General features: G+C 42.4%; 13 protein-coding genes. 8 read left to right on the top strand and 5 right to left on the bottom strand.

From position 1 onward, the window contains the following. The first annotated feature begins 252 nt into the window (after positions 1-252). The 7 genes from AB4Z08_RS33745 to pyrH all read left to right on the top strand — a co-directional run bounded on the left by AB4Z08_RS33745 (position 253) and on the right by pyrH (position 8819). On the top strand, positions 253-3318 hold the full coding sequence (locus AB4Z08_RS33745; RefSeq protein ID WP_441578194.1) for a SusC/RagA family TonB-linked outer membrane protein: 3066 nt from the start codon (positions 253-255) through the stop codon (positions 3316-3318). Positions 3319-3335: 17 nt separating this feature from the next. Continuing rightward, entirely contained in the window at positions 3336-4715 is a 1380-nt protein-coding gene (locus AB4Z08_RS33740; protein ID WP_441578193.1) for a RagB/SusD family nutrient uptake outer membrane protein, read from the top strand. A gap of 261 nt (positions 4716-4976) precedes the next feature. After that, positions 4977-5420 carry a 50S ribosomal protein L13 gene (gene rplM / locus AB4Z08_RS33735; protein ID WP_079471351.1) on the top strand — a complete coding sequence of 148 codons (444 nt, stop codon included), beginning with the start codon at positions 4977-4979 and terminating at the stop codon, positions 5418-5420. 14 nt (positions 5421-5434) lie between these two features. Next, positions 5435-5824 carry a 30S ribosomal protein S9 gene (gene rpsI / locus AB4Z08_RS33730; RefSeq protein ID WP_079471350.1) on the top strand — a complete coding sequence of 130 codons (390 nt, stop codon included), beginning with the start codon at positions 5435-5437 and terminating at the stop codon, positions 5822-5824. 103 nt (positions 5825-5927) lie between these two features. Then, positions 5928-6932 (top strand): 30S ribosomal protein S2, encoded by a 1005-nt coding sequence (gene rpsB, locus AB4Z08_RS33725; RefSeq protein ID WP_441578192.1) that lies wholly within the window; start codon positions 5928-5930, stop codon positions 6930-6932. 148 nt (positions 6933-7080) lie between these two features. After that, positions 7081-7905, top strand: coding sequence for a translation elongation factor Ts (gene tsf, locus AB4Z08_RS33720; RefSeq protein WP_441578191.1), 825 nt, complete (start codon positions 7081-7083; stop codon positions 7903-7905). 200 nt (positions 7906-8105) lie between these two features. Continuing rightward, positions 8106-8819 (top strand): UMP kinase, encoded by a 714-nt coding sequence (gene pyrH, locus AB4Z08_RS33715; RefSeq protein WP_133807696.1) that lies wholly within the window; start codon positions 8106-8108, stop codon positions 8817-8819. Positions 8820-8940: 121 nt separating this feature from the next. Here pyrH and AB4Z08_RS33710 read toward each other — a convergent pair whose 3' ends face one another. Next, positions 8941-10059: a DUF3298 domain-containing protein gene (locus AB4Z08_RS33710; protein ID WP_441578190.1), complete on the bottom strand. Its 1119-nt coding sequence runs from the start codon at positions 10057-10059 to the stop codon at positions 8941-8943. A gap of 86 nt (positions 10060-10145) precedes the next feature. Between AB4Z08_RS33710 and pdxH the strand changes: the two genes are divergently transcribed. Next, complete coding sequence (gene pdxH / locus AB4Z08_RS33705) at positions 10146-10793, top strand: pyridoxamine 5'-phosphate oxidase (protein WP_441578189.1); 648 nt, start codon at positions 10146-10148, stop codon at positions 10791-10793. 124 nt (positions 10794-10917) lie between these two features. On the opposite strand, the gene AB4Z08_RS33700 is transcribed toward pdxH, so the two are convergent. From AB4Z08_RS33700 to AB4Z08_RS33685, 4 genes are all read right to left on the bottom strand, one after another. Further along, complete coding sequence (locus AB4Z08_RS33700) at positions 10918-11046, bottom strand: 30S ribosomal protein THX (RefSeq protein ID WP_331957710.1); 129 nt, start codon at positions 11044-11046, stop codon at positions 10918-10920. A 152-nt stretch (positions 11047-11198) separates the two neighbouring features. After that, positions 11199-11468: an HU family DNA-binding protein gene (locus AB4Z08_RS33695; RefSeq protein ID WP_029465307.1), complete on the bottom strand. Its 270-nt coding sequence runs from the start codon at positions 11466-11468 to the stop codon at positions 11199-11201. Positions 11469-11784: 316 nt separating this feature from the next. Beyond that, complete coding sequence (locus AB4Z08_RS33690) at positions 11785-12087, bottom strand: DUF4286 family protein (protein WP_441578188.1); 303 nt, start codon at positions 12085-12087, stop codon at positions 11785-11787. A gap of 26 nt (positions 12088-12113) precedes the next feature. Further along, entirely contained in the window at positions 12114-12878 is a 765-nt protein-coding gene (locus AB4Z08_RS33685; RefSeq protein WP_441578187.1) for an exodeoxyribonuclease III, read from the bottom strand. Positions 12879-13141 lie beyond the last annotated feature (263 nt).

Below are 13141 nucleotides of genomic sequence, written 5' to 3'. Positions count from 1 at the left end.
GCTGCGGTCGTCCCTTTATATTTTTATCATGTAGTAAACTCTCCTTTAACATTTTGTTAAGAAAGTGAAAATATTTTTATATTTTTAAATCTTGGATTGTTAATTCAGCCAATTTTATAGTGTTTGCTTGTGTAAAATGTACTGTGAGTGCATTGCTTGTGTTTTTTGCGTAATTGATAAGGCCCAAAATTACCTCATCAACCAAATGTGTAATAAACTGCTGTTCATAACTCAAAATCTAAACTAAGAACCATGTTGCGATTCTACTCGATGGTGGGCATGTTGCTGTTCCTATGCAGTACCTTGACATTTGCCCAGTCAAGACAAATTACTGGTAGGGTTACAGACCAGAAAGATGGTAGTGGCCTGCCCGGTGTTACCGTGAAGGTAAAAGGAACAATGACCGGAACCGTAACTACTCCGGACGGAAGTTATAAACTGGATGTTCCTGAGAAAGGAGCATTTCTGGTATTTTCATTTGTTGGTTATAATGACCAGGAAATAGCCGTAGGCAATCAAAAATCAATTAGTGTAGTCCTGAGTTCAGGAAATAAAGACCTCTCTGAGGTGGTGGTTGTGGGTTATGGTACCCAAAACAAGCGCGACCTGACTGGTTCGGTAAGTAAGATTTCTGCAAAGGAAATAGAAAACCAGCCGGTAGCGAGCTTTGAATCTGCCATCCAGGGTAAAACACCAGGTGTGGTGATAGAGTCCGGAAGTGGTAAAGTAGGACAGGGTATTAAAGTACGTATACGCGGTACTTCCTCTATTTCTGCAAACAGCCAGCCGCTTTATGTAGTGGATGGTATGCCGGTAAACTCTATCAGTAAAACGGATGTAAACAACGATCCAACCAACCCGATGGCGGATATCAACCCAAATGATATCGAGTCTATCGATGTATTGAAAGATGCTTCTGCAACTGCAATATATGGTGCACGTGGTTCAAACGGTGTAATCCTGATTACTACCAAAAAAGGTAGAACCGGAGAAAGAACCAAAGTAGAACTGAATGCGAGCACTGGCTGGGGAAATCCAACTACAAAAAGAGGTTTCCTGGATGCGAAAGACTATGTAATGCTCCTGGAAGAAAGGGCTACTAATGACGGTAGAACCGCTTTTGCTACGAAAGATCCTAACTTTCCCGCATTTGCTACAGAAGCTGCAGCTATCACTTTTTTCAAAAATCGTGTAGATAATGCAATGACTCAGTTCGCGCTGGGAAAAGACATTCATAATCTTGGTTACAGTACGGATTGGGAAAAAGCTCAATTCAGAAACCCGGCACATACACAACAGTTAGATTTATCAGCTTCCGGAGGCACGGAAAAAACCAAATTCTATGTTTCCGGCTTTTACAATAGCCAGGAAGCAATTGTGATCAATAATAAATTTGTTCGTTATGGTGGCCGCCTGAACCTGGAACACACTATTTCAGATAAGGTTTCCTTTGGTATGAATGTGAATGTAAGCCGTTCTCAGCTGGATCGTGTAAGTAATGACAACGTCTTTTCAACCCCCAGCCAGCTGGTAGCACAGTCGCCATTGTCTCCATTACGTGATTCCACTGGTGCCATCAATAACAACACCCTGTATCCAAACGGGTTGTATGATGCACAATTCAATTCTAACAAGCAGGTTACTTTCCGTACTTTAGGTAATGTATTCTTTAATTATAAGATACTACCAATACTGTCGTTCCGCTCAGAATTAGGTGCAGATATTTCAAGCCTTACAGAAGATCAGTACATTGGTATTAAAGCTTCTGATGCGCTTGGTAAAGGTAGTGCGTCATCTAACTACCTGCAGAATGTATCATTGAATACGAATAACTATTTTACACTCACACCAAAGCTGGGTGAGGATCATAACCTGAGTGTTACTGCTGGTATGAGCTATCTGCAAAATGACTTCTCTACTACACAGGTTTCCGGAGAACTGTTCCCATCTGACATCATCAAATCGTTGGTAGCAGCAGCTTCCATCACTTATGGAAACTCCAGCACACAGCGCTATACCTTCCTGTCTTATTTTGGAAGAGCCAATTACTCTTATAAAGATAAGTACCTGGCATCTGTAAGCGTGCGTTCTGATGGATCTTCCCGTTTTGGGCCAAATAACCGTTATGGCGTGTTCCCGGCTGCATCATTGGGATGGGTAGTATCTCAGGAAGATTTTCTGAAAGATAATAAAACACTGAACTTCCTGAAACTCCGTGTAAGCTACGGAACTACCGGTAATGCTGAAATTGGTGAGAACAGGTACCTTACACTGCTGCAACCAACTTCCTATCCAAATTTACCAGGTTACCGTCAAAGTCAAATGGGTAACCCTGATCTGAAATGGGAGAAAACAAAACAATTTGACGTTGGTTTGGAATTCGGGTTGTTTAATAATCGTTTAAGTGGTGAGGTTGACTACTACAATAAACAAACTTCGGATTTGTTGTTGCAGGCAAATCTCCCTTATACAACCGGTTATGATTTCCAGTACCTGAACATTGGTAATATGGAAAACAAAGGCGTGGAAATTTTGCTGAACAGCGTAAATATTGATTCCCGCAATTTCAAATGGAATACCTCGCTGAACCTTTCCTACAATAAAAATAAGGTGAAGGACATCAAAGGTCAGATCATCGAATCTAGCGGTGGAGAACAAAGAGCCGTGGAAGGACAGCCTATCGGTGCTTTCTATATGCCTAAGTTTGCCGGTGTAGATCCGCAAACCGGGGATGCATTATATATTGATGAATCTGGCAAGCCAAATGCAGATTTTTCTAAAGCACAAAGAATGGTAGTGGGTAAAGCCAATCCGGACTGGACCGGTGGTTTAACCAATACTTTCTCTGCTTATGGATTTGATCTGAGTGCATTCTTATCATTCGTAGATGGCAACAGTATTTTTAACCGCGCTGGTGTTTATCAGGGTAACGGATTTGCCGGAGGCTATGATAACCAGTTAAGCGATGTGTTGAACAGATGGCAGAAACCTGGTGATATTACCAATGTTCCCCGCTTGTCTCGCTATTATGCTGGTGGAGGTGCTTATACTGCTAACAGCCGCTGGATTTATGATGGATCATACATTCGCCTGAAATCAGTCACACTGGGTTATACATTGCCTAAGAACGTGATCAATACATTGAAAATTTCAAGTTTACGTGTATATGTAGCAGGTTATAATCTGTGGACAAAAACCAAGTATTTCGGAGATCCTGAAATCAACTCAGATGTACTGGGCAATATTGCAGGAGGTATCGACTACTACACAATACCACAGGCTAAACAGATCACTGTAGGACTGAATGTTAAATTTTAATCTTAAACATGTAAATGATGAAATCATATAAAAAATATATTGCTCCTTTCCTGTTAGCGGTTTCCGTTGCAGGGTTGCCTGCCTGCAATAAAAAATTGGATGTGGCGCCAGGATCTTACATTGTTCCGGATCAGGTAAAAGACGAAAGTGATGTTGCCGCAGAGTTGTTTGGGGCTTACGCGAATTTACTCCACTATGACGCCTATGGCGAACGCGCTATTGTGATTCCTGATCTGATGGCTGCTGAGGGCGAATTGTCATTTGAAGGAACGTTTCTGACCTATCGCGAATACCAGGATAAATCGCAATTGAAAACGAGTAGTATTGCAGAAAGTATCTGGCAGCGCGGGTATAAAACGATCAACAACGTTAATATTGTTATAGGGAATATTAAGTTGGTATCCGATGATAACAAGAAGACGATAGAAGGAGAGGCAAGGTTTATACGTGGATTAATGTACTTCCATCTATGTAACTTATATGGTAAGCCTTATTCAGCAGGAGCTGTTACCACCAATCCCGCTGTTCCGCTGATACTGGATCCTATTATTGCGCAGGCAGATCTCGAAAAGGGTAACCAGCCCCGCGCTACTGTGGATGCAGTACACAAACAAGTGCTGATAGATTTAAAATTTGCGGCTGAGAATCTTCCTGAAGAAAGTGAAAACGGCAGGGCGAACAAATATGCAGCATACGCGATTCTTTCCAGGGTGTATCTGGCAGAAGGATTATACAAAGAGGCTGCAGAGGCTGCAAATACCGTTATTGAAAGCGGAGCATTTGTCTTAGCTGCTTCATTTGATAAAGTCTTTAATAATGCTTCCAACACTTTGGAAGATATTTTTGCTATTCAGCAAACTAACCAGAGTAATGCTGGAACCGTAGATAATGGAATACAAACTTTTTACGGAGCGCGTTCCACAGGCGGCAGGGGAGATATCAATGTTACCCTGAGCAGCCTGCCCTATGAAGCCGGAGATGATCGTAAAAGCTTTTCCTATGAAGGTGAAGGGATCGCCGGAAACGAGGGTGATTATACCGGAAAATGGAAGTTACAGTACAAAGTATACACTGTAGTACGTTTGGCTGAGATGTTACTGACCCGTGCTGAAGCCAATTTACGCGCAGGTACTACGGTAGGAAATGTTCCTCCTTTGGATGATGTAAATGCCGTAAGAAGGAGATCTCATGCTAGCATATTGACGGCTGTTACGCCTGATATTGTAGTGGCTGAGCGTATCCGAGAACTGGCATTTGAAGGAGATAAGCTCTGGACATATAAACGCCTGAAGAAAAATGTAGGCCCTTTAACTTACCAGGATGATAAGCTGGTACTGCCTATTCCTCAGCGTGAAACGGATGTTAATAAGAAGCTTACCCAGAATCCTGGATACTAATTTATCTTAATATAATAGGTCTTAAGAGGGCTTCCCGGTTGCGGGAAGCCCTCTTTTATTAAAGAAATATTAATAATATTAACAGCATTTCTTTTTCTGTTAATAACTTTTATACAAATTTTTTATTGAAAATCAATCTATTACAAAGGTGCCTCGGAAAAAAGTGCCCAAAATGTATTGTTATTAAGATTGTGCTATGTACCTTTGCACTCCTCATAATGGGGAATTGTTTACAAGACGTAATTTTTATCGTATACAACAATGAATACATTAAGTTTCAGAACTAAATCGGCTAACGACGCTTACGTAAAGCGTGACTGGCATATAGTAGATGCTACCAACCTGACTCTGGGAAGAGTTGCAGCTAAAATGGCGGCTATCTTAAGAGGTAAAAACAAGCCTTACTATACGCCTCATACTGATTGTGGTGATTATATCATCGTAATCAATGCAGAAAAGATTGCTTTAACCGGCAACAAAATGCAGGAGAAAGAATATATGCACTACACTGGTTTCCCAGGTGGTCAGAGAATCGAGTTGGCTAAGGATCTAATCCGTCGCCGTCCTGAGGTGTTGATCGAAAAGGCTGTTAAAGGCATGTTGCCTAAAAACCGTCTGGGCCGTGCGATGTACAAAAAATTATTTGTATATGCTGGTGCTGAACATCCTCATGCTGCGCAGAAACCACAACCTTTAACTTTCTAATTTTTCTCTGATACATGGAAAAGCAAAAAAATACAATAGGTCGTCGTAAGGAAGCTGTTGCCCGTGTTTACATCAACAAGGGTACCGGTAACATTACTGTTAACGACAAAGATTATAAAAACTACTTTTCTTTGATCTACCTGCAAAATCAGGTGGAACTGCCTTTCAAAACTATCGAAGCACTCGATAAATTTGACGTGAAAGTGAATGCACAGGGTGGTGGTATCAAAGGTCAGGCAGAAGCAATTAAGCTGGGTATTGCCCGCGCTCTTTGCGAAGTGAACATCGAGTTCCGTCCCGCACTGAAAGCTGCTGGTCTGCTGAAACGTGATCCACGTGGAGTTGAACGTAAGAAACCAGGTAAAGCAAAAGCAAGAAGAAGCTTCCAGTTCTCTAAACGCTAATATTTGAGCTGTTAGCCATTAGCTGTTAGCCTTTAGCTAATTGCTGGACGCTAACCGCCAAGAGCTAAACATTATTTGATCCTTTTAATTGAGCAATATAAACATGGAAAATAATACCTCATTGCAGCAGCAGTTACTGGAGGCAGGTGTTCACTTCGGTCACCTGAAGAAAAAGTGGAATCCCAAGATGCTGCCTTATATTTTCGCAGAAAAGAAAGGTATTCATATCATTGATCTGAACAAAACCGTAGAAGGATTACAGGAAGCAGCAGCTGCCCTGAAATCTATCGCTAAAAGCGGTAAAAAGATCATGTTCGTTGCTACTAAAAAGCAAGCGAAAGAAATCGTAGCAGATGCTGCGCGTAACATCAACATGCCTTTCGTTACTGAAAGATGGTTAGGTGGTATGCTCACTAACTTCTCTACGATCCGTAAGAGTGTTAAGAAAATGCAGAGCATTGAAAAGATGCTGCAGGACGGTACATTCGACAACATCACTAAGAAAGAACGTCTTACTTTAAGCCGCGATAAAGAGAAAATGGAGAAAGTGCTGGGTGGTATTGCCCAACTGGCACGTGTACCAGCTGCGCTGTTTATGGTTGATATCAGCCACGAACACATTGCACTGGCAGAAGCTAAGCGTCTGGGTATCTCTACTTTCGGTATGGTGGATACTAACTCCGATCCTACTAAAGTAGATTTCGCTATCCCGGCGAATGACGATGCTACTAAATCTATCGCTATCATCACCAGCTACATTTGCGCAGCTATCGCTGAAGGTCTTTCTGAAAGAGCTACAGAGAAATCTGAAGAAGTAGAGGAAGAAGAAGAAGCAGACGACAAAGGACGCAAGTTCGATGTTGAAGGCGGTGAAGATCGTGAAAGAGGTCGTAAACCAGGTGCACCAGGTGGTGGACGTGGTCAAGGCGGTCCAGGTGGCGCTAACCGTGGTGGTCAAGGCGGCGGTCGTGGTCCAGGTGGCCAGGGCGGCGGTGCTAACCGTGGCGGTGGTGCAGGTGGAAACCGTGGTGGCGGTGCAGCAGGCGGACAACGTCGTCCATCTGGCGCTGGCGGCGGTGGTCCTAGAAAACCAGGCGGCGGAAGATAATCATTAAGCTTTTAGCTATTAGCCTTTAGCTTTTAGTAAATGCAGCGGAGATAACATAAAATGTTCTTCACAGCATTTACTAAAAGCTAAAGGCTAATAGCTAAAAGCTGATCATAAATTTTTACAACAATTAAACTAATTATAGCTCATGGCAACAATTACAGCAGCTGATGTAAATAAACTGCGTCAGCAAACTGGTGCTGGTATGATGGATTGCAGAAAGGCACTGGTAGAAAGTGATGGTGATTTTGAACAAGCAGTAGACTACCTGCGTAAGAAAGGTCAGAAAGTGGCTGCATTACGTTCCGATCGTGAAACCAAAGAAGGCGTTATCATCGCTAAAACAGCAGCTGATGGTAAATCCGGTGTTATCGTAGGTCTGGGTTGTGAAACTGACTTCGTTGCTAAAAACGAAGACTTCGTAAAATTTGCACAGTCTATCGTTGATCTGGCACTGACCAGCGGTATCAAAACCGTTGAAGATCTGAACGCTGCTCCTCTGGACGGCGCTACAGTAGCTGATAAAGTAAACGATCAGGTAGCAAAAATCGGTGAAAAAATCACCCTCAATAAATTCGAATTCGTTGAAGCTGGTAGCGTAACCGCTTATATTCACGGTAATTTCCGCATGGGTGTACTGGTAGCTTTCTCTAAACCTGTTTCTGAAGAAGTAGGTAAAGATATCGCTATGCAGATCGCAGCGATGAACCCAATCGCAGTTGATGCGGATGGTGTTCCTGCTGAACTGATCGCCCGCGAAAGAGAAATCGCTGTTGAACAAGTGAAAGCTGAAGGCAAACCTGCTGAAATGGCGGAGAAAATTGCTGCCGGTAAAGTAAATAAATTCTTCAAAGAAAGCACCCTGCTGCCACAGGCTTTCGTTAAGGACAACAATAAGTCCGTAGCGGATTACCTGAAATCAGTAGATGCTGATCTGAAAGTGGTTGGCTTTAAGCGAATCGCTTTAGGTTAAGAAAAACATATCGAAAAAAAGGAGAGAATTCGTTTCTCTCCTTTTTTTTGCGCATAACTAATCATACACTTTAACCCACAGGAAACAGGCGATAAAAAAGGCATTTTTTCCTTCATTTCCTCCTTTCTGCATTTAAGTTGTATATTAGAATACCGTAAACCAGATTAGGAAATCACAATCTTACAATATTTTATAGCGTCATGTTGCCAAAGTATAAGCGTATTTTGCTCAAATTGAGCGGAGAGGCCCTCATGGGGGATGCAAATTATGGTATTGATCCGAAGGTGATAACACAGTACGCCTACGATATTAAGGCGGTTACCGACCTCGGGGTACAGGTAGCCATCGTAATTGGCGGAGGTAATATTTACCGCGGTATGAATGAAGCCGAAACAGGCATTGAAAGAGCACAAGGCGATTACATGGGAATGCTCGCAACAGTGATCAATGGTATGGCCCTGCAAAGTGGATTGGAAAGAGTTGGTCTTTACACCCGTTTGCAATCTGCTATCAAAATGGAACAAATTGCTGAACCTTATATCCGCCGCCGCGCTATCCGCCACGTGGAAAAAGGTCGTGTTGTGATTTTTGGTGGAGGTACCGGTAACCCGTACTTTACCACTGATACCGCCGCTTCCCTGCGTGCTATAGAAATTCAGGCCGATGTAATCCTTAAAGGAACCCGTGTAGATGGTATCTATACCGCAGATCCTGAAAAAGATAAAACAGCCACCCGCTACGAAACCATTACTTTCTCAGAAGTATATCAGAAATCCCTCAACGTGATGGATATGACAGCATTTACCCTTTGCCAGGAAAATAAACTGCCTATCATCGTGTTTGATATGAACCGCCAGGGTAATCTCCTGAACGTTATCATGGGTAAAAATGTAGGTACTTTAGTGAAAGGATAAATATTTAACAGTTAGCTTTTAGCAGTTAGCTTTTAGCTTTTAGCAAAAATGCAGCGAAGAACATATGTTATGTTTCTCGCTGCATTTTTGCTAAAAGCTAAAAGCTAACTGCTAAAAGCTATTATTTCAGTATCCCCTTCATCGCTGTAAACGGTACAAACAATGTTACCTGCCCCAAAGCATAAGGACCTATCTCATAAGGTACATAACTGAAGGCAACACCCTTACCTGTAACAATCATATTATTATTAGGGGGAATAGTTTTTACCAACAGATTCTGATCCAGTGCATCTTCTTCACTCATATGAAACCTGTCTTTGAAAGCTTTGTCCAGTAAGGTACTCAGCGTTTCTTTATAACCAGGTTTGAAAATATCATCGGGTGTAAGCACTTTCCGTTTAGACAGATCCAGTGTTTTATAAGTGGCCCCCCAATTGCCATGTGCGCCGCCTGTAAAATCATATGCGTACTTCTCTATCACCAGCAATGGCCAGGTATTGTACACCACTTTTGTATCGTTGTCTGTAGTCCAGTTCCACGACATCGCCTCAGACGCATCACTGAATTCACTGCTATCCGCATCTTTGGCAGATACACGATAGCCCAGGATAAACGAGTCAATTCCTCTTTTCAGATACTGTTGCGGGCTTTTGAAGTGACTACCACCAGTCACCTGCTGAATGATGAAATTGGCAATGGTGGAATCTACCAGGGAATCAGGCCATATTACACTCCCGGAAACGGTTCCTATCGGTGATTTAGGAAAGGAGGGTATCAGTTTGGCAGAGTCTATCTGGTAAAACACCTGTAGTGGTACGGCTTTCTTCAGGTCCGTATGAAATTCGAAATGGTAGGAAGTACCGTTCCCATGCCATACCCCCTTGAATTTCCCGTCATCAGAAAGATATCCGCTAAACAACCGGTCTTCCGCACTGTTATTGGTTTCTTCATAAATATTGACCAGGTTGGAATCCAGTGTACCCCATAATGCAATAGGCCGTCCGGTGCTGTCGTCACTATAGTAGCCACGAAACAGGTTGGGGGCGGTTTTCAGCAGTTGCATGGTAATTTCTTTATCACCTAGTTTGCCTTTCAGCTGTGTATAAAACAAGGGAGTAGATGCCAACGGGACAATGATATCAGCAGTATTACCGGTAGCACTACTGTCTTTTTCATTGCGCGTATGGCAGGATAGCAGGGCAATAGTCATCAGCAATACCAAAAATGAAACTCTTTTCATAGTATGATTTATATCAGATCCGTCAAAATTACTATTATCCTTCCATACCTTTGATGACCCGTTTGAACCAATAAAATTAACAGACCATGTTGAACCAGAAAATAGCTGATTTACGGAAAGATTATAAGCTGGCGTCCCTGGATGAAAGCGAGATAGCTCCCTATCCTTTAGCACAATTCGGGAAGTGGTGGGACGATGCTATCCATAGCGAAATAGATGAAGCCAATGCCATGACCCTGGCAACCAGCACGCCAGATGGGCATCCTTCGGCGCGAATTGTATTGCTGAAGAGCTTTGCTGAAGATGGATTTTTGTTTTTCAGTAACTACGAAAGCCGCAAGGGACAGGAGTTGGCAGAGAATCCACATGTTACGTTGTTGTTCTTCTGGCGGGAGCTGGAAAGACAGGTTCGTATAGAGGGTACCGTTAGTAAAGCACCGGTAGCGATCAGTAATGAGTATTATAACAGCCGTCCATTAGGTAGCAGGATAGGCGCCATCGTTTCGCCTCAAAGCAAGGTCATTCCGGGCAGATCTTTCCTGGAAGAACAGGTAGACCAGGCAACCGCAAAATATCAGCAAGAAGCCCCTCAGAGACCCGATTATTGGGGTGGCTACGTAGTGAAGCCTCAGGTGATAGAATTCTGGCAGGGTAGAAGTAATCGTCTGCACGACCGGATTTTGTATACTTTAACAGCGGATGGTAGCTGGAAGATAGAGCGGCTGGCGCCCTGATGTAGGTGTAAAGCATAAGGCTAAAAGCAAAAAGCTATTGAAGCGAATGATCCAAGCGGGTATTAACCCTTTACTTTAATTATTCGCTTCAATAGCTTTTTGCTTTTAGCCTTATGCTTTATGCTTATGCCTTTGGTGCAGCTGTAGCGGCAGTCTTGGCTGCAGTATTTTTTCTTGTCTTAGCAGATCTTACTTTACCGAAGGATCCACTGAAGATCTTACCTTTTTTGGTTTTGATATCTCCTCTACCCATAACGAATAATTTGAAGTTTGTTGTTTATTAAATATGATGTTATCAGGCTGCAAATTACTGTAATTCGATGAAATTGTATAGTGCCGGCCGTTTGATATAAAAAAAAGCAAGAAACATGATTGTTCCTTGCTTGAATAAGTTGTGCTAACTGATTAGAGCTTGTCGGATAAAGCTTTACCAGCCTTGAACTTAGCAACTTTCTTAGCCTTGATCTTGATGATCTGACCGGTTTGTGGGTTTCTACCGTTACGTGCAGCACGTTTAGAAACGGAGAAAGTACCGAAACCAACCAAAGTTACTTTGCCACCTTTTTTCAAGGTATCAGCAACTGCTTTGGTGAAAGAATCCAGAGCTTCGTTAGCTTGGGTTTTGGTAATAGCTGCATCTTTAGCAAGCTTGTCGATTAATTCGGCTTTGTTCATAGTTAGTAAGATTTAACTAGTGAAAAAATGTTTGATGTGAGCAAATATAGCGCGTTTTATCAGATTACCAAATTTTTTACAACTTTTTTATAGAAAAATTTATCGGCTGAAAAACGCTACTGGTAACGGTTACAGCTGATTGACCTGATCCATGCTAAAGTAATGAGCTTTAGCAGGATCTTGTAGAACCCTGCACCGTGGCATGTTTGCCTGTTTTTTTACTATTAACGCGGCTTTAAACCAAGTATTGTACCAAAGTCCGGATGCCTTGAAAATAGTGGATTTCCTGTGGATAAGTTTAGTCAAGATCCCTTACTTAAATCACCTCCATAACGGTTGTAAAGGCAATAAAACGATCCCCAAAAATAGCATAGGCACTTTCCCGGAGCCCTTGTTGGTGCCTTTCTGAGAAGATATTGTACTGTTCCAGGCTATCCGCAAAATATTGTATTACATAAGTAGGCCCTTCTGTATCGTCCTGCTCCAGTAACCGGCTCATACGGTAATCACTAAACAATCCCGTGGCCATAATAGCCGGAATCTGCGACTCCCTCATCCATTGTAGCCACTGAAACTCCCTGTCTGTGGCCACTTTCGTGGTTACATTGTATATAATCATATTAAATTGGGCTTGTTCTCAAATGCTTATATGGCCAGTTCCACAAACACCGGACAATGATCTGAATGCTTTACCTGCTGGTATATAGTGGCATGTTTAAGCTGCTCTTTCAGGGGCGTTGTAACATTGATATAGTCTATACGCCAGCCCTTGTTATTGTTCCTGGCATTGGCCCGGAAGCTCCACCAGCTGTATTGATGCGGGTCTGTATTAAAATGACGGAAGCTGTCTACGAAGCCACTCTCAAAGAAACGGTCCATCCAGGCCCGTTCTTCAGGCAAAAAGCCGGTAGAATTTTTATTGCTCACCGGATCATGTATATCTATCGGCTTGTGGCAAATGTTGTAATCGCCGCATACCGCCAGCTTTGGACGGGTTTTCTTTAACTCATCGAGGTACTTGAAAAACTCTTCCAGCCACTGGTATTTATAGGTTTGTCTGATATCCCCGCTCGTCCCGGAAGGGAAGTAGGTATTGATCAGGGTAATATCGCCGAAATCCAGCCTTATAAAGCGGCCTTCTGTGTCACTCTGTTCATGACCATTACCATATTGTACAAAGTCGGGCTTAATACGTGTGAGCACCGCCACTCCACTATATCCCTTCTTTTGTGCAGGATACCAGTAATGTTCGTAACCGAGTTTCTCAAATTGGGCAAAGTCGATGTTTTCCTGGTGAGCTTTGATTTCCTGCAGGCAGATAATATCGGCAGGATCAGATTGTAACCATTCGGTGAACCCTTTAGTCATGGCTGACCTCAGGCCGTTTACATTGTAAGATATGATTCGCATTAGCTTTTGGCTTTTAGCTGTTAGCTTTTAGCAAAATGCAGCGGATCTATTGTCATTTTACTATAAGCTAACAGCTATTTAATCTAATATTTTGGTCTGCTTAACCATTTGCGTTAATCTAATAGCTAATGGCTAACAGCTATTTAATCTAATATTTTGGTCTGCTTAACCATTTGCGTTAATCTAATAGCTAATGGCTAACAGCTATTTAATCTAATATTTTGGTCTGCTTAACCATTTGCGTTAATCTAATAGCTAATGGC

This window comes from Chitinophaga sp. RAB17 (genome assembly GCF_052114225.1).
Taxonomy (GTDB): Bacteria; Bacteroidota; Bacteroidia; order Chitinophagales; family Chitinophagaceae; genus Chitinophaga.
Note: the sequence above shows the minus strand (reverse complement) of the source record. Positions and strands in the feature narration are given on the sequence as shown.